Source organism: Cohnella soli (assembly GCF_042655525.1).
Classification (GTDB): Bacteria; Bacillota; Bacilli; order Paenibacillales; family Paenibacillaceae; genus Cohnella; species Cohnella soli.
Map to the genome: position 1 here is coordinate 44,871 of NZ_JBHSMI010000026.1, position 26,617 is coordinate 71,487.

Here is a 26,617-nt window from a genome sequence, read left to right on the forward strand (position 1 = left end):
GTAGCCGCTAGGTACGGTTGGCAGCGTCAAGCTCGTCGCATCCGCGACCGGCGCGGTTACAGTCGTAATGTCCGCGGCAATCTCCGCGGCCGTTAACGCATGCGCCGGCACCGTTACCGCAATCGATCCTGTATCTGCAGTCGCGCTATTCGATGTTCTTGTAATGGTGAACACCAGATTGACGCTCGTGGCCGTTGCCGGCGGCGTAATCGTTCCGTTGATTCCAATAACGGCTGTGTTACTCGAAGATTTAATCGCAATCGTATAGCCGCTCGGCACGGTCGGCAACGTCAAGCTCGTCGCATCCGCAATCGGCGCGGTTACGCTCGTAATGAGTTCTGCTTCGTCCTCGATCGTTAATGTCGCATGCAAAAAGGGGTATCCGTCATTACGGGCTGAATGAATTCCCCATGTGCTTGCGAAGTCCCAGCCTGCATCGCCATAGGTGCTTTGCGTCTTCATCTCGTCAGTCGACTTGCCATCGCCTTTTCCTTCATCGTCTTGCCCCGTCGCGTCCATATCGTAGAAGCTGTTGTTGACCGTCCCACCCCAACTATAACCAACCAGACCGCCTAATTCATTAGTTCCGTCCACATATCCGTTAGCATAGCTGTTACTGATCGTTCCATGATCGTTTCCACCGACCAGACCGCCTACAAAACTATTCCCGCTCACAGTTCCCATAGCGTAGCTGTTACTGATCGTATCGCTATCGCTGTAACCGACCAAACCGCCTACAAATTGATCTCCGCTCACAGTTCCCGTAGCGTAGCTGTTGCTGATCGTTTCGCCAACGCTGGAACCTACCAGTCCGCCTACAAATGGTGCATCTTCCGAACCGTTCACGGTTACAGCGGCGCTACTGGCGCTGATCGTTACATGATCGCCGTAACCAACCAGTCCGCCTACAAAACCATTCCCGCTCACGCTTCCCTCGACATAGCTGTTGCTGATCGTTCCATAAATTCCGGAACCAACCAAAATACCGCTATCGGAGTCGCCGGTAACACCCGCATCTTCAATGGCCATATTGGATAGTTCGGCATGATCCGTATGACCAAATAACCCTACGGCCTCATCTTCATCTTCCTCTTCAGGCCTATTGATCGTCAAACCTGTAATCACATATCCGTCGCCGTCCATACTCCCTTGAAACGGCGTGTCGCTATCTCCGATTGGCTGCCAGCCATCGCCGGATGCGTAGTCGCTCAAATCAATATCGTCTGTGAGTATGAAGTGCGAATCCGGATAATTCCTGACTGCATCGAGCTGCTCGGCAGTGGCAATCTGATAGGGATCAAGGAATGTGCCTATTCCTCCATCAAAATCCTCGGAAGACTCCCCGATCTCTTGATCGACTATCGCGGCGACAAATCCGGTTGCGCTTACCTTAATCGTATGAATGCCTCGTGCCAGCACGCCTGCATGAATCGTGATCGTCCCATCGTCGATCGAGTAATCCTCTCCCGCCGTCAGCGTTGTCGTTCCGTCCTTCACTGTCGTAATCTTGCTTTCCCAATCCGAATCACCGGTGGATGTAATCTCGATTGCATGATCCGTATCATTGTCCGAATCGTCCGCCGTCAACACAGGCGCTTCGGTAAGTTCACTATAGTTCATTACCACGGCCTTATAATTATCAAAGTCCAAATAAGCGACATAAGGCGTGCCGTCTGTCGTTACATACAGCGTCGTGAATAAGGATCTACCTTCCGAGAAACCCGCGTTGCCTACGAGCGCCCAAGTATTGCGGTCGCTATCAAACTTCATCACCGTGGCTTTTAGATCATTTCCATAATCGCGGTAAGCCACATAAGGTATGCCATTTGCTATATACAGGGACAGGTCTAGTACTTCATCCGAAGAAAATCCCTCACTGCCTACGGACGCCCATTCATCGCTGACGCTATCATACTTCATCACCGTAGCCCTATAATTATTTTCATTATCCTTATAAGCAACATATAAGGTGCCGTCTGCTGCGACACGAAGGGAAGTGTATTGTGCTTCGCCATCCGACAAACCGGCGCTGCCTACGGACGTCCATTCATCGCTGTCGCTATCATATTTCATCACCGTGACCTTTTTGCCTTTTGCAGCATCCTGATAGGCCACGTAAGGGGTGCCGTCTGCCGCAACGACTAGGGACACATCTTCTGCCGTACCTGCCGAGAAGCCCGCGTTGCCAACATTCGACCAAGTATCGTTGTCGCTGTCATATTTCATTACCGTGGCCTTATTGCCAACATCGGCATCCTGATAAGCCACGTAAGGAGTACCGTCTGCCGCGACATACAAGGATGTATATTTTGCATTGTTGGACGAAAAACCATTCGCGTCGCCGACGAACTTCCAAGTGTTGCTGCTGTTATCATACCTCTTCACTGTTGCCTTACTGAAATTTCCCGTATCCCCATAAGCCGCATAAGCCACGTAAAGGGTGCCGTCCGGCGTTACATAGAGGGAAGTGTATTGCGCATAAGATGCCGAAAAAGCAGGCGCGCCTACGGAAACCCAAGCATCGCTGCCGCGATCATACTTCATCACTGTAGCCTTGCCGCCATTCCCACTCCCCCCGTCCGAATAAGCCAAGTAAGGAGTACCGTCTGCCGCTACGACCAGGGAAGGGTATTGTATTCCTCCCGCCGAAAAATACGGGGTGCCTACTTCCTTCCATTTCTGCACCGTTGCCGCATATGCCTTGCCTCCCCCGGACACAAGGAGGATCGGATTCCCTCCCAACACCATCAACATCGCCAAGATTACGGCGATTATTTTATTGCCCGGCATACGTTTTTTACTTCTATTCATTCTACTTCCTCCATCTCCGCGCATTTTTGCAACCGACGCCGAACGAAACGAACTTTTTAGATTTTTGTCCGTTTTTGACGATTCTCGTCCTACTATAGGCCTATTTATGGGCAAAAAAAATCCCCCGCGTCAGGGGGAGACGAAATGAAAAAAGGGGGGATAGACATCATGCATGAACCGATAATCATGCATCCTCAAGCGCGATTACAGCCACTTGTATTCTTTTCCTTGCTCAAGCGCCTCTTCTCTGCTGTTCACCTGAAGTTTCCGATACATGCTTTTCAGATGGCTCTTGACCGTTTCGGCCGTAACTTGAAGCTGTTCGGCGATCTGTTTATTCGACAAACCCATATCGATCATCCGTAATATTTTGAGTTCCTGTTTCGTAATCGGGGCTGCCGCGCTTGCAGCCTCTTTCGTATCATCCGACATCATTAGAAGCAATTCCCTGGCATAGAGCATACTCGCAGACTTGCGGTTAACATTGATCTGCCTTTGCCGGATATATTCACGCAGCAATTCGGCCATCTTGGCCCCTTCATCCAAGAAACTGCGGATGTATTTTCCCGGTTCCGCCAATTGAAGTGCCGCTTCCAGCTTCATTACAGCGTTCAACTTATCTCCCGCTTGATAGAAAGCCATGCTTTGCAGGATGGTCACCTTAACCTTATCCCAGGTCCGATCAGCCTTGTCGGCAAGCCGGTACAATTGCTCCAGCAGTTGCAATGCTTCATCGACTTCCCCGCGTTCCATAAGCGCACTTGCCAATATCAGATATTCTTTGATCGGGCCGGGTGGGATCGTATCGGTATGTTTGATGCCGCATGTTTGCAGCCAGCGCTCGTCGAAAGAACCGTTCGCAAGCGACAAATAGGCCTTCTCCGCCTCTATCCGCCTCATAAACATGGTTTTGTCCACGGAATGGATCTTGGGCTCAATCCCCTCAAGCAACTTGAACGCTCGGGCCGAATCTCCTTTGGCCTGACGGATTCGTGCAGCATTGACAGTGGCGCTTATCAGAATAAGAGCATAAGGCTGCATGCACGTTGACTTTAGTACTCTCTCCGCATAAGCTTCGGCCTCATCCAGGCGGTTCCATTCATATAACAGTAAACTGTACGTATTGTAGAAAAAACCGACGTAGGGGTAATTGTCTCTGTCCCCCCATACTTTGATCCATTTAAAGAAGAATCTCTCTGCATCGTGCAAATCATGGAAAAAACTCAATAGCGTATCGAAATACATCGAAAACGAGTTCGCTTCAATCATCTGGACATAGCTGCCTTCCGGCGTATGCCGGTCAAAGATTTCAAAATACTCATCGGCTCGTCGAAAGTCTCTTCGATAAAAAGAAACAGCCGCGGACAAAAAATGAACGGTTCCCGCGTAAGGTTTCCATTCCGGTTCCGACAGCTTGTCCTCCATTAGGCGAAGACTCGCTTGTGCCAACTCCAGTTCATTCGTTTCCACCATCACTTTGACATAAAGAAACTGGATTCCCGGTTTTCCAGTAAAACAGGACTCCGGTAACTCGCGCAGCCATCGATACAGCACACCTCTCTTTGCATGAAGGTTTTGCAGATGCTTCTCGATCAAAGCGCTTGCTTCGTGATGATGCCCGTCCATAAACAGCTGCTCTACCGCTTCTTCCAAATATCCGTGTTCCTCAAGCCAATGAGCTGCTTTGACATGAAGCTCCTTCGATTGTCCCGCATACTTCTGCCGGAAAAGCCTCCGCAAAAACTCGGAAAACAAATGATGATAGCGGTACCACTTCCGCTGATCATCCAACGAAACGATGAACAAATTATGCTGTTCCAGCATTTCCAGCAGTTCCTGACAATTCGCTTGTCCGGTAACCGTCTCGCACAGCGGGCCGTTCATCTTGTCTACGATCGAAGTTTTCAATAGAAAGGACTGAATCTCACTCGTCTGAAGACTGAAAACCTCCTGAAACAGATAATCGGATATATTGCGGTGCTCCCCGCTAAAGGCACGGATAAAATCCGAATAATTGCCGCTTTTTTGCAGTGAGATGGCCGCAAGATATAGCCCGCTGATCCATCCCTCCGTGCGATCGACAAGCACCGCTATCTTTTCTCCCGACAGCGACAATCCCATGCATTCCTGAAAGTAACGAATTCCATCCGCAAGTTGAAATCGCAGCTCTTGAATCGTGATTTTCACCATTTGGCCAGTCGTCTGCAGCCTTGCTGTTGGAAAGGGCATTTCAGCCCGGCTTGCCATATAGAGGTGGATGTGTGCGGGCAAAAGGCCAAGAAAATAAGCCACAGATGCATGAATGGGGGCAAGATCAATCGCGTGATAATCGTCCCAAATGATGACCAATTCATCCGGGTAGCCGTCAAACTCGCGAATCATGGCTGAGAGGAACGGCTCGAACGCTCCCGACTTTAAGGATGGCAAATACGGGGTGACCGCTTCCGCAAATTGGGGGTTCTTACTACTGACTGCGGCTATCGTATAACTCCAAAAAGCGATCAGATCATTATCTTGAGGGCCCAAGGAAATCCATACGGCAGGTATGGCGGACTGCTGAAGCCATTGACTCAAAGCCGTTGTTTTGCCGTATCCCCCGGGAGCCGTTACGGATGTAAGTTTGCTCTTTAATCCTTTATTTAATAGCTCGGTGATCGCCGCTCGCTCAACAAGATCATCGCGCCGTGTTTGCGGAATATGAAGTTTGGTACTCAGAATCATAGATCGGCACCTCGGATCTGGCTGTGAAATCTATTCTTTATTATATCTGATTTCTAATGATGACGAACAAAAAAAATCCCTTATGTATCAAGGGATTCCAATAGGGGTATCGTACTCGGTCCAAGCTCCCTCGCCGTCGACGATCGCGAAGATCAGCGGCTTCAAGGTGACGTGAACACGGTTACCCGCAATCTCCACCACGCCTTCGTTCTCTGTCTCCAACAAGTTACACAAAACGACCTTGTCGCCCCCTTTCAACCCGATCAAGCCAATATTGCTTCCCTTGACCACCTTAGGGAACTGCCACTCTCCCTTGCCTACCTGTTGTTGGAGCAAGATGACCTCATCTTCGGAGGGCCTTGTAGTCGCCTCATGATCCCAGATCGAGATATGGGCCTCATTCGGCGTCAAGCGACCCAGAACCTCTTTATTTCGTATAGCAGCCGTCCGATCGAAAATAACCTGCTTATACGCAGGCAGCTTCCGCTGCCATTCGGCCGTCAGCTCGTAAGCCCCGAAGAAGAGCAGCAGTTCGCCGCCTTCACTGCTCTGATCCGCGCGGACGGGCTTAACCGGCAAGCCGGCCAGGACGGGCAAGCTTGTCGGGACGATCGGTTCCGCATAAGCGCCATTCGTTCCGTAGGCCAGGTGGACCGGATAGCTTCGCACCAAGCCTGCCACAGCCCGATCCAATTCCCGCAGCACCGGAAGCGCATCGGCTATCGCGCGCCAATAGCTCTCATCCAGCACCCACGTGCCGCTCATGAAGAGGACGTTCTCCAGCCCCGACACGATGGCCATTTTCGCTTTGTACACCAGGTTATGCTCTTTGAGAGAGCGAGGCGGGAAAATGGTCGATTCGCTGTACGCGTATCGGTTGTCGATGAAATTCAGATGATAAGCGATGCCCAACATTTCTTCCGCTTTGGCATAAGGCTTCGTAAAACTCTCATCGTGGAATTGCAGCTCGCCGACCCGGAACAGCGCGTTCGGGATCCGATCGCGAATTGCCGGAATATCGATCCCATGCCGTTCGTCACCGAAATGCATAACCATGATACCCGCTTGAACGCCTTCCCGATGAGTCGCTTCCATGACAGCCGAGACTTTTTCGCATTGGAAGGCTACCCAGTTCTTCATCAAAATCGCGTCCCGCTTCTCCGTCAACAGTGTCGTTAAAGACGCTCTAGTCTCTTGACGGCTGTATTGCTCATTGAATTCCGCTATGCAGGCATCGCAGTAGCAGCCCTCGATAAACTCGTTGAAATTGCCTACGCGCAAATCGTCGTCCAGAAATACTTCTTGAAAACCTGCCTCGCGCAGGAGCCTGGCGGCCTTACCGTTGTCTTCGATCAGGCAGCTGTCGATCGCCCCGCAGTAGATAACCTTCTCTCCCCTGTTATCAACCCGATAATGCCAGGTGTCCGGGATTTCCAAATCGAGATCGGGATCGTCCGGATTCAACGCGTTGCCCGGGTGACCGATCGGAATCGTGACCGATCCTACCTCGAAGCCATGCGCTTCTGCGAACGCCTTCGCTTCCTTCAGCTCTTCGATATCGACCATCTTGCCCGAGAAAAATCCGGCCATCCAGAGCTTCTGAATGCCGGCATTTTTCATTTGTTCCGCTAGCTTTTCTCTCGTAGTCTTATCCAACAAAGGTTCATGAAAAATGCTATAATGCAGCTTCATTAAGTCGCCCCTCCATCATTACAGAAGCAATTTGATATTCGGCAGGCTACTTGCCCAACTGCGCGGCGTCGTATGCGTGCGGCAACGATGCAATCGCATCAAGCCATCCTCGGTAGCGCTCCAGTGAAAATCCTGGAGAGCCCATCATGTAGTGATTGCCGTTCGACTCGCCGTTAACGGTCCATTCGATCAGCAGCAGCCGTTGCACGCTATACGGAGCGCGGATTTTGGCCAATTCCGCCAGTCCGTTCGCTTCCACGCTGAATGTGCCTTCATGAATCGTCTCTCCGCTATCCGCATCCCAAATGCGGAACGGTCCAGAAGCAGCCGCAACAGAATCGTTGCTGACCTTCACAGTCACATGCCAATTTTCCGGCTCGTCGATCATGATGCATACGGGTTGCTGTACTCGTTTGATGTAGTGATACGCCAGTTTTTTCCTTCCGTAGTAGTCGACGACCGCATCGGAAAATTGCGGCCATCCGTCAAGCAAGTTCCACCACAGAATTCCGCCGCAGCGACCTTTATTCAGTCTCGCTTTCTCAATGAAAAACTTCTTCGCTTCCGCCTGCGAAATTTGCGAAGCCAGAATGAAATCCTGAACGTTGTCCGGATGGACGCCGAACAGCTCGTAAATCTGGTCCGCCATCAATTGCACGCGGAAACGGTACGGAGAATCCGGATCGCCGACCGGATCGGTCCCATGCGTAATCCACTGGTGGTTGTCCTGCCACGGCCATATAGAGCCAGGATCCAGAAACCGTTCCATCGAAGACAGATTCGGACAGCCGTGATATCCCGTTTCGCCAATAAAATGCATGTTCGCAGACGTATAATAGCGGCTCTTGAAATAGTCCCTCGGCCCCCACAGATGACGCTCAGGCCAACTGTCCGGCGTACCGAGCCGATAAGCTTCCGGAGAAATATACGGGGAGCTCGGCACATACGGCCGATACGGATCGCACTGGAATACGGCATCCTTCAGCACCTTGCGGGTAAGCACATTGTCGTTCGGGTCCAGCCCGCGATCAAGAAAAATTTCATCGCACTCGTTGTCTCCGGCCCATACCGCGAGAGAAGGGTGGTTCCGCAGCTTACGCACGACGGCGAGCGCTTCCTTGCGCAAGATGTTCTGAAATTCGAGATCCTGCGGATAAATGGCACATGCCATAGCAAAGTCTTGCCAAACCAGGATGCCGCTGCGATCGCACAAATCGAAAAAAGCATGATCCTCGTACACGCCGCCGCCCCAGCAGCGCAACATGTTGCATTCGAGATCGGCGGCCAGCGCGACCGCCTCCGCATATTTACCGGCATCCCGGCTGTGGAACAGATCCATCGGCACCCAATTGGAGCCTTTGATCATAATCGGCACGCTGTTCACCACGAATTGAAACTGTCCGGGACGTTCGAGCGTCGTCACGTCGCTGCGCAACAGCTTCAGCGTGCGGATGCCCAGCATATCCGTGCGCGATGAAAGCACATTCCCCTCGTAAAGCAACTCTGTTGTCACCGTATACAGATTCGCTTCTCCATAACCGCGCGGCCACCACAGCTTCGGCTGTTCCAGCGTGAGCTCTATCGTTCCGTAGGCAAACTTGAGCCCTCGCGTCAGTTCGAACGACGAATCTCCGCATGTCCCTCGAATACGAAGCAGCATTCCGCTCAATGTCCGCGGCTCTACGGCAAGCTGATAAAACACCCTCACATTCGCTAGCCGCTCATTCGCCGCCATTGTAACGAAGTGCATATCGACAATTTCATTCCGTTCATGGCAGACCAGTTCGACCGACCGCCATAGCCCGGCCGAGAGCGCGCGGCCGAATATATCCCATCCGAAGCTGTGCGCCGCTTTGCGGATCCACAGCTGTTCGAAGTTGACCGGCAGCGCAAAGCTCGACGGATCGTACGTTCTGCCAAGTGCTGCGATGACAGGTGACTGCAGTCGCACCGTAAGCACATGCACCCGCCCGGGCTGCAGCAAATCCGTCACGCCGAAGCGGTGTTCGATCAACATGTTGTCGCTGCGGCCGATCTCTTGCCCATCCAACCAATAAGTGGCCAAGCAATCGACGCCATGAAACACCAACTCCAGTCGGGTACTGATGGACTCGACCGAAAACTCCCGCTGGTACCACCACTCAAAAGTTTCATACTTCTTTAGCAGATGGATATTCTCGCCCACGTACGGGTCAGGCAGCAAGCCCGCGCTGCATAAATCCAGCTCGACGTTGCCTGGAACCGCAGCCTGAATCGGTTTCAAACCGGCAGCTTGCAGCCCGGCCGGACGAGCAATGTCAAGCTCTCCCTGAGGAAAATAGTACAAATCCCACAGTCCGTCCAAACTTATCGTTCTCACCTGCGCTTCGTCCTCCAACCATCCTGTTAGTCAATCATAAACCCTGAGATTGCGATAAGAGTTCCATTGCTCTCGGCATTTTTGTCATTGTGGATTTTTAGTTTCAATACGTGTTCTCTTTCATCCAAATCGGATCTGACGTAGAAAGAGAGAAATTCTCCCGGCGAGGGATAGTACCAATCAAGCGTGGTTTCCGCTTGATCATCGATTTGAACGGAGCAAATGCCGGAATCTCTGCTGATATAGTGATATATCCCGATGCACTTCCCGTAAAACGTGAACTCCAATTCGCTGCCGGGTGTACGAGAACATAATGCTTCTCGAACCGTATCGTTTAAGAAAGTTAACGATTCTTCCTCCGAGGTCACCCGTTTCCAGTCCCCATACCGACTTACCTCCTCCAATCCGACGATTCGAGGGAATGCATATCGACGCTCCCCCAAGCATGATTCCGGAACACGTCCCGGAATCATGTATGAGGTCCAGTGCTGTTGAAGTTTTTCGCTAATGTAGCTTGCATATATTTCATGTCCCTTATCGTTCGGGTGCACATCATCCGCGAATAAGTGCTCCCATTCGTAAACTCCATTTTCCACTAGCGATCGGATATGCTCCTGAACGTCGATAGAAGAAATCCGATAATGTTGCGCCACTTTCTCATGAACATCGGAGCAAGCTTTCCATCCCTTCATGGCGGAATAAACCAGAATGATTTTGGTTAGCGGATTTTGCCTTATAAGCGTGTTCACGATATATTCCAATGACGACAACACTTTTTGTTCATCCGCTGCCGCATCCCAGTAATCATTTACGGCAAATTCTATCCACACCAGATCCGGACGATAGGTTAGCACTTCAGTCTGTAGTCTGAATACCCCGACCCCTGTGCCTGTCCCGGACAGACCTGCATTGTAAATTTGGACACGAAATCCTTTGAGTCTTCGCTTCAAATATTGAGAGACTCGATATGCCCAACTGTTCTCATGCTGGCTTGAGCTTGATCCAACTGTGATAGAACCTCCAAAAAAGACAACATTGCATTCTTTTTCCGCTGACATCGTGCTTTATCCACCTCAAGTAATCGAAGTAACGGTTACGTCCTTAGCGGAATGGATGAACACCGGCGCTCCGGTAATCGTTACATTCACAGCGCCGCCGCTAACCGGCAATGTTTGCATGCTTCCATCCGTGTTAACAATCGTGATCGACGATGCCGTTGTCGACAAGTGTGCGGTCTTCGTCGATTCATCCGCAGCCCACAATGTATTAATGTATTGGTTCTTCTGTTCGCTCCAGAATTTGTAGCCATAATACGGATTACTGATGCCTGGAACCGTGCTTAAATATTTGGCTGTTTTCAGTTCCCTGATCAGTAGATGATAGCCATAGTAGGCCGGCTTCGGATTGCCGTTCCAGTCGACGATGCCGAAATTCGTTTCCTGGTCGTTCGGGTCCGTTCCGGAATCCTGGAATGCGTACCAACCGATCCGCTTCATATCCAATCCTAAGCCGAGGAGGAACGCGCGAACTAGATAGTTCCGTTGCGTCGCCTGGCTGACGGGAATCGCCCAGGTCGTGCGCGGCGGACTCTGCGTCGTCCACCCCGTGCCTACGGAGACGATCGGCTTGTTTCCATCGCCATGATTGGTCATAAGCGTACGGATATCGTTTACCTTCTGAATCAGCCCCTCGGGGACGCCGCCGGCGAGGCCCGCAGGCACCGCATCGCCGTACCCGACGAAGGCGCTGAAGCTGAACGCATCGAAATACGTTTTGACCAGATTGCCGTTCTGCCCGTCCGAATTGTAAAAGTCGTTGATAAACGTCGTGTTGACGCCTCCGACATCCGGCGCCGTCAGCATATTGTTCGGGTTGGCCGCCTTGAGAACGTCATGCGTCGTTTTCACGACGGGAGCCCACGTCGCCCCCGTATACCCCGAAAATTCGGGTTCGTCGCCCGCTTGCCACAAGTACGTTCCTCGCGCATTGTCGGAAGCCAGGTTCTCGTTGTTGTAATTGGCGAAGCCGTAGAACGTGATCCCGTTTCTTCCGTACAAATCAAGCACCCATGGCCAATGCTGCCACCAATGGGTTCTGTATACGCCGTCAAGCTGAGTCAGATAGCGCACGTTTTTCATCAGCATGACGTCTTCCTGTTCGCCGTGATCGGTATATCCGCCTCCGCCGTACGGATAATTGTCGATGGCGAAGATGTCTCCGACTTTATCCCGCGGATTGCCCAATGCGGCCGGCGTCGTAATCTTGACCGTCGTCACGTCGGTTCTCTCGCCGCCCGCGTTTACCGGAGCTATCGCAATATAATACGTCTGCAAAGGCGCAAGTCCCGTATAAATGGCCGATCTCCCGTTCGTTTCCGGCATGCCGTTCGTAATCTTCATCTTCGGCGTTTTGCCCGCGGTGCTCGTAAAATCGGACGTCTCGATGTACAAGTTATACGAACCGACGTCGTTCACCGTTTGATTATAATCGGTCCAATCCAGTGTGATAGAGCTTTGGGTCAGTACATCGGTCGTGAATTCTACCTTTTCCGGCGTTGCATTATGAGGCAAGGCAAGATCGTTTAACGGCCATCCCCAGACCGCGATTTCTCCGGTAAGCAATTGATAGGAATCGTTGGCGTTATGCAGGATGAACTTGACGTAACGGGCGTTTTTACCGGATATTCCGTAAGACGAAGTGTTGACGTACGCTCCCGCGCTCCTGCTGTTGGCGTTTACCGTATAGCCCAACGTAGAATAATGAGCCCCGTCGCTGCTGACCTGAACTTCGTAACCGTCCATCCAGTGCTGCGAGTCGGCGAAGGTCCAGACATCCAGCTTCCCGATCGCATAGATGTCTTTCAGATCATAAATGACCTGTTGATATTTCCCTTGATAGCCCCACACGGAATCCAGGTTATAGTCGCCGGCGGTGTTCAGCGGGTCGCCGTCCGTTAAATCCGGCCAGCCTCCGGCCCCGTCGTTTTTCGAGTCGTTATCGGTAACGATCGACTGACTGTCCGTCTCAAAAGGCTTATCCGAGATCCAGCGATAGGTGGAGTTCGTCGTTATTTTCGGCGTCGATGTATTGTAGTAGGGATCCGAGGCTCGCAAATACGTATTGGACAAGAGCGACATCGGCGTTAGCGTGTTATCTCCCCATACGGCAACTTCTCCAAGTATCATTTGATGTTGGGCGGTGTCTTTTTTCATGATCACCTTGACATATCTGGCGTGAACGGCAGGCTTGATCGCAAGGGTGGTGACGCCTACGCCCGAAGTCGCGCCGTTCGTATTGAGAGCGGCCCCGACGCTGCGGTAATTCACGCCATCTTCGCTGACCATGACTTCAAATTGCTTCATATATACGTGCGCTTCCGCATCGGACCATACCTGAACTTTCGATACCCTATAAACTTTTTTCAAGTCGTAAACGAGCGTTCCGTAACTATCGGTACCGCTTGCGAACGATCCGAATATATCAACCAGATTGCTTGGAACGGATTTCCCATCCTGCATATGCGTCGGCGGGGAACTGTCGGTCGAAACGAAGCTTGAATCCGTTGCATATTGGCCTTCCGTAAGCCAGGAATAGCTGGCTCCCGTGCTGATCGTAGTCGTCCCCGCCGGAATTAACCAGCCAAGCGGGTTATCGCTGAGCAGCTTTTCCGATACGGACGATGCCTGCGCCACGTTCCCACGCGGCGGAAAGACAGAGAAAGTCGAGGCGATTAACAGCATGGCAAGCAAAATCATCCCTGCAAATTTGAACCTTCTCATCATCAAGTTCCTCCATTTTGCGTTTTTTTTGCTTCCAACATGCCATCTTCCCTACTCCTTCACGCTGCCAAGCACGATTCCAGTGACGAAATATTTTTGCAAAAACGGGTACACGAGCAGCACCGGTAAGATGGCCACGCAAATTTGCGCCGCCTTGGCCGTTCGGTCCGAGACGTTCGCGAGCAACTCTACCGTTGAAGTACTAACGGAGCTTAATTTCGTTAAATCCACATTGACGATAATCGTCTGCAAATAAGTCGCCAAAGGAAAATGTTCAGCATGACGCATCAGAATCAACCCGTCAAACCACGAGTTCCAATGGTCGACGACGGTGAACAATGTAATGGTCGCAAGCGCAGGCAGCGACAATGGCGCATAGATTTTCCATAGCGTCGTCCAGTGGCCGGCCCCGTCGATAAACGATGATTCCTCCAGTTCCTTCGGCAACCCGCGAAAGAAGTTCAGCAGCAGAATGACGTTAAATACCGGCACGGCTCCCGGCAATACGAGAGCCCAGATCGTGTCCATGAGGCCGTAATTTCGAATCGTCACGTACCATGGGATAAGACCTCCGCTGAACAAAATCGTAAACACGCAGAACCATGCATACCAGGTGCGAAATCGGAACGACTTCACCTCTTTGGAGAGCGGATACGCCGTCAGCAGCGTCAGCAGCATATTGAGCGACAGACCGATCGCGACCCGCTTTAATGAAACGAGGAACGCGTGTCCGAACTCCGGCTTGTTCAGAATAAACTGGTACGACTTGAGCGTGAAATGAACCGGCAGCAAGCCGACCAGTCCCGCCGTCGATGCTTCTTTCGAGCTGAAAGACACGGCCAGAATGTGAATAAACGGAAAGATGCAAGACAAAGACAACAGAGCCAGAAAGGCGTAGTTCAACGTCTGGAATACCGTATGGCTTCTCGTTCTATAATGCATGGCTCCTACCTTCCTTAAAAAATCCGATAGTTTGCGAACCTGTAGGCTAGCAAATACGAGACTGAGATGAGAATGAATGAAACGACCGACTTAAATAAACCAACCGCCGTCGCAACGCTGTACTGGGCATCGCCCAACCCGATTCGGTATACCATCGTATCGATAATATCCCCGCTTTCGTAGACGGAAGCGTTGTACAGGTTGAACACTTGATCGAAGCCGGCATTCAAGACGTTGCCTAAGCTGAGCGTCGTAAGGAGGATGATGATCGGCAGCAGCCCAGGCAACGTAATCTTCAGCGTCATCTTCCAGCGGCTTGCGCCGTCGATACAAGCTGCTTCGTACAGCGACGGGTTAATGCCCGTAAGCGCGGCCAGAAAGACGATCGTATTGAAGCCGAATTCCTTCCACGTATTCGTAGCGACGAGCGTAAACGGAAACCAGTGATTATCGCCGAGAAAATAAACGGAAGGCAAGCCGACGGATTTGATCAGTTGGTTGACTATACCGTGTGACGGCGACAAAATATCGACCAGGATTCCCCCCAGCAGCACCCAGGAGATGAAATAGGGCAAGTAAACGAGCGTTTGCACGCTTCGCTTGAACCACATTTTCCGCACCTCGTTGAGCAGCAACGCCATCGTGATCGGTACGACCAGATTCGCCGAGATTTTCATCACGGCGATAAACAGCGTATTGTACAGCACTTGCATCGTCCCCGGAAGCTGAAGCATGTACCGGAAATTTTCCCATCCCACCCAAGGGGAGCTGAAAAAATTATGCCCCGGATAAAAGTGTTGAAACGCAATGGCGATGCCGGCCATCGGCACATAGCTGAACGCGATCAGAAGCAGTACGGTCGGGAGCAGCATCGCATGCAGCGGCATTTCGCGAATCCATTTTCTCGTTGTCATGATCTCTCCTCATTTACGCGGAAGGGGAAAAGCATGAACGTTCGTCCGCTTCTCCCCTTCGTTTTTGTTTCATGCGGCTTTACCTGGTCGCCGCCCAATCATCCACTTCTTTCGTAATGGCATCTCCGCCGGCCTTTTTCCAATTCGCGACGAATTGGTCGAAGGCGTCGAGCGACGCGGCGCCCATTATTATCTTGGTGACCGTTTCCTTCTCCATCTTGTCGAGCGTCGATTGGTATTTGCCCATGCTTTCCGTCGGCGCCGCGGTATACTCCGTTACGAATACTTCATTGTTCTTGACGTATTGATCGATGACGGAGAACGCGCCCGTAGGTCCGAATACTCGGTCATATCCCCACCCGCTGTTATCCCCGCCCTGGTATTTGACGATGGTGTCGTAGATCGATTTCTGCTCCAAGCTCAGCTTGGACGTATCTTTAGAACCCAATGCCTCCGTGACGAGCAGATGATTTTTCAAGTTTTTTTGCGGCGGTTCAACGAGAATCGGCGCATACTTGAAAAATTCGATCCCGTTGTCCGACATAAACTTGGTCGAATCGGCTGAATTGCCCAAGCCTTTTTCTTCGCTCACATTCATGAGCTTGAACACCGCTTCCGGATGAGGCGCGCCTTTCTTGACCACCCAATACATGCCCGTCGGGAAACCCGATTGTTTAAGCACCGGTTGACCGTCGGTCGTCGGAAGGGCATAGGGATGGAAATCCATTTTCGGATCGTTCTTCTTCCCGTCTCCGAACCACAGCGGCGTCCACATTTGGCCGAAAAACATGCCCAGCTTGCCGCTCACGAGCTGTTCCTGAATTTTCCCGCCGTCCTTCGTGCCGAACTCCTGATCGATTAGCCCCTCCTTGTACATCTCCTGCAGTTTGCCGAGAGCGGTTTTCATTTCCGGTTGAACCGCGCCGTACACGAGCTTGCCCGAGCTATCTTTGATCCACATCCCACCGGGATAAGCATGGAAAGCGTTGAAGAAGCCTTCCAGCCCTGGCGCTCCCCCATAAAGCTCGTTGGAGACGCCGAGACCGTACGTATCGGCTTTGCCGTTGTCGTCCGGGTCTTTGTTCACGAACGCGTCGGCAATCGCCACGACATCGTCGATTGTTTTCGGCTCCGGCAAATTCAGCTTCTTCAGCCAATCGCTGCGTACCCACAGCAGCGGCGTGCTATCGATCGTCGAGCCGATATGCGGTATGCCCAGCAGCTTGCCGCCCACGTACGACGCCTTCAACTGCACGCCCCCGTCTTGATTCAAAATATCTTTCGTGAAATCGGAGGCGTATTTCTCGTAATACGGCGTTAAATCTTCCAATTGGCCCGCTGCCGCCATCTGCTTGTATTGTGCCGGCATGACCTGCATAAAGTCCGGCAAATCTCCGCCGCCGATGGCGACGTTCAGCTTCTGAATGTACTGATCGAGAGAGCCGAAGAACGACCAGGCCGTTTTCAGCTTGATGCCGAGCGTGTCCTCGTATTCTCGGGTCCACACGTTGTTCTCCAGCGACTCGCCGTCCTTGAATTTGAAAGGCGCAGAGTCCCAAAAAATCGTGCTCACCTCGATCGGCGGATCGTACTTCGTCATAGGTCCGTCATCTTGTTTCGTTTCCTGGCTGCCCGTTGCGGTAGCGGATGATCCCGCCGATGCTGTTGCCGACTCTATGGACGCCGTCGAATCCTGCGAATTCCCATTGCTGCATGCCGTTGCCGCGAGCATAACTGCCATTGCGCCGCTGAATGCCGCAATACGCCAATTTCTCTTTGCCACTTCGCTTCCCCCTCGAGAATTGTTCGTCGAAGAATCGTCTTCGTTGCCCCAAGTATAGAAGCAATGCGCCTCGTCTTCTATAATCCGCTCGTGACATCGATAGACTTTTCATGTCGTGTTGCGTTTGCTTCGGGTAAGGGGCGTCAGGTTCGATGCGCTTCCCGATATTCCATAGGCGTCATATTCGTATATTTTCGGAAAAAGCGGATGAAGTAGGCGGCAGACTCGAATCCGACGGCGGAAGTGATGTCTTGCACTTTCATATCCGTTTCCAGCAGCAGCTGTCTCGCCTTCAGCAGCCTGGCTTCCATGATCGTTTCGGCAAGGCTTTTTCCGCTCAACTGCTTGTACACCCGCGACAAATAAGACGGGCTAAAAGCGACATAATCGCCGATGCTCGTGACGGACAAGCTGCTGTCCAAATGCTCGTCGATATACACCCGAACTTTGCGAATCAATTCATGTTCGTTTTGCTGCTTGTCCTGAGCCTTGATTTCTCGAATAAGTTCGGCCAGCAAGCGGACGTCGCGCATGGCGGCGATCCACGAGCCGTACGCCTCTAATCGGTATAGCTTGTTCAAGTCTAATTGCCCGGCCAGTCCGTCTATGTACTGTTCTCGCATCGCATAAACCGTCAGCGCCGTAACGATGCTATAGTAGGCGGTCACCCGGAACGCGTCCGGCATATCCGTCAGTTCTTCGATCAGACCGTCCAGTTCCTGGACAACGGACTCCCCGTCTCCTTGGTTCAATCGCTCTTCCAGCATCGCTATGCGTCTGCGGAGAGAAATCAGCTCCCATGCTTCGTCGTTTCTCATCTCGTCCCTATCGGACACGGATTCTCTCAGAATCACTTCCGTACCTGTCCCGAAGGAACGATTCAACAGACGATACAACCGATCCAGCTTGTTCGGCGCTTCGCTCCATAGAACGGCGTCGCCCGCAACCGCGAAAGATACCGGCAGCTTCAGCAGCTCCCGGCATGTCGTTTGCACTTGCTCCAGCATCTGGGACACGAAGCGAATGGATGACGTCCACGTCTCCTCGGAGACGAAAGAGCCGGCACAAGCCGGCTGCAATAGCCATGCCAAGCGAGAACCGTCAGGCAAGTAGGCGATCAGCTTCATCCGAGCCGATAACCATTCCGAAAATATATTTTGCACGGCATAGACAAGCAGCACCCGATCGGACAAAGAAAGCTCCTCTTGCCACCCATCGATCCTTCCCGCGACAAGTAGTACCTTCTGTTGCGGCTGGAGTGGTAGCTGCAATTCCGCGCACTGCCGCTCCAGCAAACGGAGGGCCCGCACCTCACCCCGCATCAACTGCGCCAAATACTGTTGCTGCAGCGCAGGCAACGCAAGCCGAAGCTGCTCTTTCGCCTGCTTCATCATTTTCTCCGCTTCAATCGATTGCTCCAGTTGGGCTACCGCTTTGCCAATCGCCGATAGGAACGCCTCGTCGCCGTCCGTTTTCAGAACATAATCCACCGCTTGGTGGCGAAGCGCTTCGATCGCATAACCGAAATCGTTATAACCGGTCAGGAAAATGACTTTGCAATGCGGCCATCGTTTCACGATTTCTTGGTGCAGCTGCAATCCATCCATCTCGGGCATATTGATGTCGGTCATCACGATATCGAATTTATAGCGTTCCAGTTTTTCCAGCGCTTCCTTGGCCGACTCGGCGCCATGCACCTCGAGCCCCCACGCTTCTTCTTCCTTCACCGTTCCGACAAGTCCGCTTACGATAAAAGGCTCATCGTCAACGATCAATAACCGATACATCGAATCACTCCTTCTCTCTTCTCGCCGGGATCGTTATAATGACGCGCAAACCGCCCATTTCGCCGTACGATGCTTCGATTCCGTAAGGGGAATCGTATTTTAACTGCAGTCTGCGATGCACGTTGACGATGCCGGTCGTTTCCGAGTTGTCGTCCGCGGCTTGCAGATTGTCCTGCAACCATTTCAACCGTTCCTCTTGAAGCGTTGTGCCGTTATCCTCGATCGCGATTTGGAGCCTGTCCCTTAAACGACGGAACTGAAGCTTAACGATTCCGCCTTCGCTTCGATTTTTCAGCCCGTGTTCGAATGCGTTCTCCAAAATGGGTTGCAAAATGAGCCGCGGCACGACGACATCCCGGCAATCTTCCGGAAGTTCGTCCGCTTCCGTCCGGATTCGGTTCGAATACCTGAGCATCTGAATCCGAATGTAAGCCATCGTATGTCCGACCTCCTCCTCCAACGTGACTTCATCGGCGGTGTTTCGCGTAATAAAGCGGAAATACTCGCCTAAGTACTGAGACGCCGCAATCAGGTTGTCGACATCGAACGCTTTCGCCATGCGATGAATCATAAAATACGTGTTATACAGAAAATGCGGATTGATTTGCGATTGAAGCTGTTTCAATTCCGAACGTTGCGATCGAATCCGCGATTCGTATACTTCCGAGATCAACTGTTTGAGCTTGCTGGTCGTTGAATTAAACTGGGCGTACAAATAGTCGAACTCGTCGCGATTGCGATGACGGATTTCGAAGTTGGCATCTCCTCTTTCCAACCGCCTGAAAGCGGTTACCAATTTTCGTAACGGGGCATGAATGACACGGTAAATGTGATAAGAGAACACGACGACAATAAGCAGTGATGCGACCGACAACACCCAGAACCAAATCTGATACGTGTGCAACGAGCCAAGGACAAGCTTTTCAGGTACGTACGTGACTAATGTAGCGTTTAATGCATCCGATTTTTTGGAGAAGATGAGATAGCGTTGGCCTTGAACGGTTACCGTTTTGCTAGCGGAATCCGTTGGCATTGGGCCGACAAGTTCTTCGGTTATGGCATCGGAAAGCGGATCGTCAGGATGCCCTTTCATTCGCCAACCTTGCTCTTCGTTGAAAAGCATGGCGCCGGAATCCGGATAATTGGAAATCGCGTTCAGGAATGCCGATACTTGAGCTTCATCCAGTTGCACTTGAATGATATACGTAGGATCAAGCCCGTATAAATGGGGATCCGGATAGACCACGTTCATGTAGAGATGATTGTGCCAATAGACAAAAGGGGACGATTGATTCACGGAAAGCGAGGCCAGTTCTTTGACTTGCTGCGGCGGCAACTCTTTGTCGATCGTATTGGTATAAATCGTTTTCTTAATCGCCGGAAGATAGACGAAAGCTTCCTTTACGTATAGGCTGGCGCTCTTTAACACGTTCAGCTTCGCTTGTATTCGTTTTTGCGCCAGCATATTTTCGTACAAAGTATGAGTAAAAGGAATCACGCTCAAGTTGTCGATATCGTCGTCGATCATATACTGGTTTTGCAGCTTCTTGATCCGTCCGACCTCGGCTTCGAACGTCTGCATATAGAACGCGATTCGAGACGACATCGAAAGGGAAATTTCTTTCTTGACATTCGACTCGCCGATTTGATGAATGCGCAAGCTGATCCCGTAAAGAGGGAGGATGATCAGCAAAAACGTGCCTAGCAATTTGGGGAGGATGGAGATTTGGAAGAACGGTTTCGGCAACATAAGCTTGTCTCCTTGAAGTCGACTTTTTCCTGAACAAAAAGAAGCCCATGAATGGATTCGTGTACAATGGAAGTTACGACACAACCATTTTATACATGAAAACCCACCATGGGCTACTCCCAACTTAGCATAATTGAAAGTGGACAATTAGAGACGTATGGACGGAATCGATACCGGATGTCCTTCGCTCCGTGTACATCCGAACAAGACCTTTGCGCTAATTTCCGTTTCTTTATTTATTGTAAAAAGACATTGCCGAGAATTGTTATAGGTTAATCGCGACTTAGAATAGAGTTATCGTGGCATCTTGAGTGGAGAACGACTGGAGGATGAACGGGGGACTAGCTTGCAATATGGCGAAGAGGGGTGAACAGTTTCTTGCGAATGGCTCGTCGATATATTGCTACCACGGAGCCGGAAATTGCTTTTGACGTTAGTATCCACTCGTACACGCATTGACGACAAATAAAAAAATCCCTTAAGCATCAAGGGATTTCAACTTTAGATTATGGTGCGGTCGAGAGGACTCGAACCTCCACGGTATTGCTACCGCCAGCCCCTCAATGTGGGGGACACGTTTTCCTGATGTATCCACGAATGCTCAGAAGCCTACTGTTGTAAGGCTTTTGGGCATTCGCTCTTTCCTTCTGTTTCCTGTCATTTTCTCATGTTATTTGGAGTCTGCTACCACGGTGCTACCACGAAAGAAATCCGACCTCATCGCTACCATCGAGTTTGGAAACATCTCTATTGCTTCGGACCTTATAGCATGTCGATCTCTCCGCTGCATCGACTATATCCATTACTTTAGCCGGTTAATCCGGAACGACATTTTCCTGTTCGATCCGAATTTGCATATGTTCCATTAGACGAAGCAATCCCGCCCACTCTCCATATGACGCGTCATCTGCAAGAGTGGCGATTTTCGCAAGATAGCTCGCGGAAACAGGAATTCCACGGTCACTATAGCGTAAAAATATCTCTTCATTCATATATAACGGAGTAAGCTTCGGAAAGTATTGATGGCGCATATATTCGAAGATGCGTATTCCCCCCACGTCCATATCTCCCCAATGGAACACAGGAATATCTGCGAGGAAAGCAGCTTTGGACAGTTTTGCGAAAAATTGTTGCGCAGTTCGGCTTGGAAACCCGCCTGTATACACGGTCAATAGATCTTGCCTGTCCGCATGGCGTGTGATCCATTGATGATAGCTCGTAAGGTTCTCAATAGTGACGATTCGTGCAGCACCAGCGATCTCCATCCGCACGATGCGACGAATTGTTTCCTGCGACAACGCAATGCCTCCGGGCAGCGTCCCCGTCTCCGTCGCCCGATCGTTCACTATCAGTTGCAACGGGCCACATACATATACGAAAGCCGGATTTTGTACGATTCCGACACTCTCTAGCAGCTCCTCGTCACGCTCCATGCCCTCGCTGAAGTAGTGTTGGCGCAATAAGGAGAGGAGACTTGATTCGACGTTCCGTTCAAAATACTTTGTATCGCCGAACATGGACAGACTGAACAACCGTTTAGGCACGTCGGCATCGAGTCCAGGCAGTGCACATAGTACGCTTGCAAGATCGGACGCCCTTTGTGGGTCATCTAGGTCGAGTCCGCCGCTCTTCCTGCCAGACAACGCCGCGGCGATTTTCTCGAACCAGCTACGAACCCACTCCCAGGGATGCTCTTCAAGCGGCTTCAACAGACGAAGCATCCGCTCCGTCTTTTCGTTTTTCGGTGTTACATCGGCGAGAGAGTAGGCCTTATGGACAGCTTCAGGCATGAGATACACCTTGGCGACATCTTGACCTTCCCGATACCGTTGCCACACAAGCGTTAAGACGCCGCGCCGCTCAAGCTCCACGACTGTCTCATTCATCCATTCCTTTTTGCGAAAATCCATCTCGTCCCCGTAATCTTCGCCAAAAGGATCGACTTGCAGGGACAACTGCGGTCTTTTCGCACGGGTGACAAGCTGCGCTTCGCCGCCTCCCAAAAATCCCCCGCTTCGTTCGTATTTCCCTAATAACTCTTGCAGCAACCGTTTCGCAAATGCCTCTTTGAACGACTGTTCATCCATATGTTCCGTTCACCGCCTCAAAACAACATCTCTTGCCTCGGCACGTCGATGTCGACCCCATCGGATTCGACGGCATCCGCAGTAACTTGCGTCTCGTCCTCCCACCGATCAATCATATCGACGAAGCATTGGTGATTTCGGTTGTTGACGATCAGAGTCGTCGTCACCTCGGGGGCCATATGCTGCATCTTCTCGTCCGGCACGGAGGCGATCAATTGGAGCTTCAACTGCTTGATCAAGCGAAGGCTGGTCTGAATGCGCTGCTCATCCATCTTATTGAACGCTTCGTCAAACACGACGAGCCGAATCGTCTTGCCGCTCGTATACAAGTGATGAAACGACGCCAGGATGGCGATATAAAAAGGCGTCTGTGTCTCCCCACCCGACTTTTCCTTCAGTACTTGCGAGAACCTGTAACGCGTCTCCCCCGATTGCACAATCATATCAAAATCGAGATAGCGGCGATAATCGGTGAACTCATCCATGTCCCCTGCCTCGCCTCGCACGAGCAATTCAAACAGTTCGTGCAGCACGTCAGAACGTTCCTCATTCGCCAGCTCAAATAACGAGCCGCGCTCCATAATTTGCGGATCCATAATCGCATCGTAAAAGCGTTTGTATTTCTCGCTAGCCGTTACTTCAAAATGGTACTTATCTGCGGAGAACGGGAAATTCCGAAGAGAAAAGTTTAGTACATGGAATTCGCGGCGAGCCGTCTCAATCGCTTCACGCAGCTTGAAGACGAAATGCGACTTAAACTCCTCCTCGGAATCCTGCAGCGACTTGGCGACCTTCTCCTGATACTCTGGGATATTCAGATGCTCGATATCGTGCAGCAATGAATCGTAGGCATGGTTATTTTCATCGGCGATGTCGGCGGATAAGGAGTAGTCGTAGTTATATTTCCTCCTCAACTCCTTCATCTGCTCCAATTCTTGATCCCGACGGGTTTGATTCCCTTTCCAATTGCCTTCCCAATTCATGATCTTCGATTCCGTCGCCGCCTGCTGCCGTTCAGCTTCTTCCCACCGCGTTAGCGCTCCTTGCAACGCTTCCGCGCCATGACTCGCCATCCAAACCTGTAGCCAGGATTCCGCGTCACGGATTATGCTTGCCTGCCGTACCTGTTCGGCGAGAATCATATCCTTCTCCAGCGTCTGAACAGCCTCTTCACTGGCGGCGGCCAATTGCTTGCTGTTCCAAAGCTTCTCAGCAGCCACCCAATCCTCGAACACTGCTTTGAGATGCACAGCTTCAGCCATGTCGAGACGCTCTAACTCGTCATGCAGTCGCTTCAGCGTCACTTCCGTTTCCTGTAGATCATTCGGAAGCGCCAGCAATCCGGCAAGACGCTCTCCGTACAACGTCTGTTTATCGGTCAGACGCTCGGACCAAGCATTCAATTCCCGTAGCTCGACCATCAGTCTCGCCTCGTTAGACAATACCACCTCCAGCTCTTCTCGCTTGATTTCGAGCTGACGAGCTATCGCCCTCGATCCAATATAAGGCACACGATACCGATCCTTCGTCATTTGACGTGCGGTTAAATTTGAATAGACCATGCACGTCCGTGTCACAGATGTCCGATGTTTACGCAGCTCTTGCTCATTGTCGGCGCGAATTACGTTTCCGAGCAGATGGTCTACATGCGCCTGTACAACAGGATCGTCTGTACGTAGCAACAACGCGATCGAATCGGCTTGCGCCGTACCGACAAACCGGCTCTCCTTCTCCGTATCGACGAGACCGACTCCCTCAAGCTTGTACGTAAATTTGTCCCTTTCATACAACGAGAGCGCCTCAGCAAATACAGGAGGATCCACTAGCAGGTCGAACCGCTGTGTGTTGAGATACCCCTCGGCCGCATCCCGCCAAGCCTCGTCCTCTAATTCCATCTCCTCGCAAAATACGCGCACCTTGGAACGCGATCCTAACCGCTCTACCAGTAGCAACCTCAGCTTGTCCACTGAAGCCGGATACGTAATTTTGCGATTTTCCAAATCGGTGATGACACGGCGCAGTTCCTCTGCTTCGGCGGATACCGTCTCCAGCCGGTCTTCCACCTGGGAAATGGCCTTGATAAGGCGCATGTGATACTCAGATAGGAATACTCCCGCTCGTCGAAACGCTTCCTCCACTGAGCCAAGATCCACATCCACAGACAACGGTACTTGTTCCGGCAGCAGCCATCCCATTGTGACGGAAACAGTCTCCATCGCGAGCTGTAGCGATTCGCGATCTCTCTCCCGGACCGGTGCATGCGTCGAGCCAATCCACCCGAACAAATCTTCCAGCAGCGATAGTTCGCTCCGAAGCATCCGAACCGCGGCCTGCATTTTACGTTCTAGGTCGGACTTGGCCTCCTCCAGCTGTTGAATCTTCTCCTCCAGCTCTCGCTTGCGCCGTTCCGCGGCATGATTCTGCCACCGCTGATAAGCCTCCTGTGACTCGCGAGCCACCGCCTCGCGCTTATATCCGGCAAGCTCCTTCTCCTCCCCGGCTCGTGCTATCTTCTCACTGGTGTGCCGAAGCTTCAATTCCAGCGCTTCCGCGGTTTCATGTTGGAACTGCACCTTCAGTCGACGGATGACGTAATCCTGTTCCTTCACTGTCTCGCGATGCTTCACGAATTGTTCGAACTTCTCGCGAATTCCGATCAACTTGTCCCTTCGGAGCTGCAACTCCTCCAATTCGCGCTGGTAATTCTCATGGATATCGAAATTCTGCTTCATAAGTGCGAGCTGCAGCTCGCGCTCATCCAGAATATTCTCATACACAAAATCCCGCACGCTATGAATCGGTTTAAAAGATAGCGCTTTGAGGAACGAGCTGAAGAACCTTTCATGCAGCCCGCCCATCCTTTGTAGCAGCGCCTTCTGATAGTTCGATTTGCTCCGCTCGAATACGCTGCGGACCCGCGATGAGATTCCATGACCAGCTCCGGCTGTGTAATACAACCGCCGAAATTCCTCCCGATTACGCAGCTCGCCCGACAGCTTTACGAACTCCATTTCATCTAGTCGCTTCTCGGCAATAATATAGTACTCCTCGTCGTAGGCGCCGTCCCTGAACACATCGATCACTGTGCCAATCACGAAACTCTCGCGCTTGTCGTCGTCGAAGAATTCTGCCGCAATATAAGTTGTAAAATCTCCGTCTCTCAGGAACGTCCGGTCGTCGCTTCCTATTTTGCCCCGCAAATAGCTTGTCAACGTCCGTTTGGCCTCGTCGTGAGCCGCTGGATTAAACCGGATTAGCCGTTGATCCGCGATGAAGATGACCTGCAGCGCATCGATAATTGTCGACTTTCCCGCCCCGTTCGGACCCGTGATCAGCGTCTGCTTGCCGAACTCCATCGTTTCGTCAGAGAAATAATGCCAATTAATGAGCCTCAGCTTCTTCATCCATTTCATCGAGCAGCCCTCCCTCAGCCCCGGACTCGTAACGTTTCAGCTTCTCTTGAACAGCCACCAATTCATCCGCTTGTACGGCATATTGCCACGTATGAAAAAGACGGTACCGGCAATCGTCCGCGCGTACATCATCGTCCAATGCATCCATCAGTTGATAACGCGAGCACAATCGCACATTTTGCTCAAGATTCGTCCGGTTTAACCACGGCAACCGGAATGTCTCGTATTTCGAGCGAATCTCGAACGTCGTCGTCATAGGAAACTCGCTCAGCGACAGCGTCTGACGCTTCTCCTGATACAATAGGCGGAGCACCAACAGCCAGATGCTCTGATCCCGATTTAGTCGAGAGCGCATGCCGCCGTCTGCGGCTTGGACAAAGATGCATTCATGCCGCTCATCCACAACAAGACCCCATTTCAAGAACCGGAAAAAACGTTCTAACGCGTCCCGATGCCTGCGAACAATCATATAGGTTTCTCGATCCTTCTCTTTCGCTGCGAAATTGATGGCGAGCAGCCGATTGATCGCCGTGCTCACCTTTTCTCGCTCCGATTCGCTCAAATCCGGGAACATCCGCC

The 26,617-nt window shown here is 51.6% G+C and carries 14 protein-coding genes; all 14 read right to left on the minus strand.

Annotated features, from left to right (window positions below; genetic code table 11):
* Positions 1 to 2,811: hemoblobin-interacting domain-containing protein (locus ACFPOF_RS16280; RefSeq protein ID WP_378134488.1), on the minus strand; the 2,811-nt coding region annotated here is incomplete at its 3' end.
* A 204-nt stretch (positions 2,812 to 3,015) separates the two neighbouring features.
* A complete protein-coding gene (locus ACFPOF_RS16285; RefSeq protein WP_378134490.1) occupies positions 3,016 to 5,532 on the minus strand; it encodes a winged helix-turn-helix domain-containing protein in 2,517 nt (838 codons plus the stop codon).
* A gap of 87 nt (positions 5,533 to 5,619) precedes the next feature.
* A complete protein-coding gene (locus tag ACFPOF_RS16290) occupies positions 5,620 to 7,224 on the minus strand; it encodes a hypothetical protein (protein WP_378134492.1) in 1,605 nt (534 codons plus the stop codon).
* A gap of 46 nt (positions 7,225 to 7,270) precedes the next feature.
* Positions 7,271 to 9,583: a glycoside hydrolase family 2 protein gene (locus tag ACFPOF_RS16295; RefSeq protein WP_378134494.1), complete on the minus strand. Its 2,313-nt coding sequence runs from the start codon at positions 9,581 to 9,583 to the stop codon at positions 7,271 to 7,273.
* 26 nt (positions 9,584 to 9,609) lie between these two features.
* Positions 9,610 to 10,641, minus strand: a complete 1,032-nt coding sequence (locus tag ACFPOF_RS16300) for an SGNH/GDSL hydrolase family protein (protein ID WP_378134496.1) — start codon at positions 10,639 to 10,641, stop codon at positions 9,610 to 9,612.
* 15 nt (positions 10,642 to 10,656) lie between these two features.
* Entirely contained in the window at positions 10,657 to 13,365 is a 2,709-nt protein-coding gene (locus ACFPOF_RS16305) for a discoidin domain-containing protein (protein ID WP_378134498.1), read from the minus strand.
* 48 nt (positions 13,366 to 13,413) lie between these two features.
* The gene (locus tag ACFPOF_RS16310) at positions 13,414 to 14,304 is read right to left on the minus strand and encodes a carbohydrate ABC transporter permease (protein ID WP_378134499.1); all 891 of its coding nucleotides are present in this window, start codon (positions 14,302 to 14,304) and stop codon (positions 13,414 to 13,416) included.
* 14 nt (positions 14,305 to 14,318) lie between these two features.
* On the minus strand, positions 14,319 to 15,218 hold the full coding sequence (locus ACFPOF_RS16315; protein ID WP_378134500.1) for an ABC transporter permease: 900 nt from the start codon (positions 15,216 to 15,218) through the stop codon (positions 14,319 to 14,321).
* A gap of 79 nt (positions 15,219 to 15,297) precedes the next feature.
* On the minus strand, positions 15,298 to 17,001 hold the full coding sequence (locus tag ACFPOF_RS16320) for an extracellular solute-binding protein (RefSeq protein WP_378134502.1): 1,704 nt from the start codon (positions 16,999 to 17,001) through the stop codon (positions 15,298 to 15,300).
* Between the two features lie 143 nt (positions 17,002 to 17,144).
* Positions 17,145 to 18,788: a response regulator gene (locus ACFPOF_RS16325; RefSeq protein ID WP_378134504.1), complete on the minus strand. Its 1,644-nt coding sequence runs from the start codon at positions 18,786 to 18,788 to the stop codon at positions 17,145 to 17,147.
* Positions 18,789 to 18,792: 4 nt separating this feature from the next.
* The gene (locus tag ACFPOF_RS16330; protein ID WP_378134506.1) at positions 18,793 to 20,538 is read right to left on the minus strand and encodes a sensor histidine kinase; all 1,746 of its coding nucleotides are present in this window, start codon (positions 20,536 to 20,538) and stop codon (positions 18,793 to 18,795) included.
* An 815-nt stretch (positions 20,539 to 21,353) separates the two neighbouring features.
* A complete protein-coding gene (locus ACFPOF_RS16335; RefSeq protein WP_378134508.1) occupies positions 21,354 to 22,625 on the minus strand; it encodes a Wadjet anti-phage system protein JetD domain-containing protein in 1,272 nt (423 codons plus the stop codon).
* A gap of 17 nt (positions 22,626 to 22,642) precedes the next feature.
* Complete coding sequence (locus ACFPOF_RS16340) at positions 22,643 to 26,038, minus strand: ATP-binding protein (RefSeq protein ID WP_378134510.1); 3,396 nt, start codon at positions 26,036 to 26,038, stop codon at positions 22,643 to 22,645.
* Positions 26,007 to 26,612: a DUF4194 domain-containing protein gene (locus ACFPOF_RS16345; RefSeq protein ID WP_378134512.1), complete on the minus strand. Its 606-nt coding sequence runs from the start codon at positions 26,610 to 26,612 to the stop codon at positions 26,007 to 26,009. Before ACFPOF_RS16345 ends, ACFPOF_RS16340 begins: the two co-directional genes overlap by 32 nt.
* Positions 26,613 to 26,617: the final 5 nt, after the last annotated feature.

Coding starts and splice junctions, on each gene's coding strand:
- ACFPOF_RS16300 (WP_378134496.1), bottom strand. CDS start 10,641: ATGTCAGCGGAAAAAGAATGCAATGTTGTCTTTTTTGGAGGTTCTATC.
- ACFPOF_RS16335 (WP_378134508.1), bottom strand. CDS start 22,625: ATGGATGAACAGTCGTTCAAAGAGGCATTTGCGAAACGGTTGCTGCAA.
- ACFPOF_RS16340 (WP_378134510.1), bottom strand. CDS start 26,038: ATGAAATGGATGAAGAAGCTGAGGCTCATTAATTGGCATTATTTCTCT.
- ACFPOF_RS16310 (WP_378134499.1), bottom strand. CDS start 14,304: ATGCATTATAGAACGAGAAGCCATACGGTATTCCAGACGTTGAACTAC.
- ACFPOF_RS16315 (WP_378134500.1), bottom strand. CDS start 15,218: ATGACAACGAGAAAATGGATTCGCGAAATGCCGCTGCATGCGATGCTG.
- ACFPOF_RS16305 (WP_378134498.1), bottom strand. CDS start 13,365: ATGATGAGAAGGTTCAAATTTGCAGGGATGATTTTGCTTGCCATGCTG.
- ACFPOF_RS16330 (WP_378134506.1), bottom strand. CDS start 20,538: ATGTTGCCGAAACCGTTCTTCCAAATCTCCATCCTCCCCAAATTGCTA.
- ACFPOF_RS16290 (WP_378134492.1), bottom strand. CDS start 7,224: ATGAAGCTGCATTATAGCATTTTTCATGAACCTTTGTTGGATAAGACT.
- ACFPOF_RS16325 (WP_378134504.1), bottom strand. CDS start 18,788: ATGTATCGGTTATTGATCGTTGACGATGAGCCTTTTATCGTAAGCGGA.
- ACFPOF_RS16285 (WP_378134490.1), bottom strand. CDS start 5,532: ATGATTCTGAGTACCAAACTTCATATTCCGCAAACACGGCGCGATGAT.
- ACFPOF_RS16345 (WP_378134512.1), bottom strand. CDS start 26,612: ATGTTCCCGGATTTGAGCGAATCGGAGCGAGAAAAGGTGAGCACGGCG.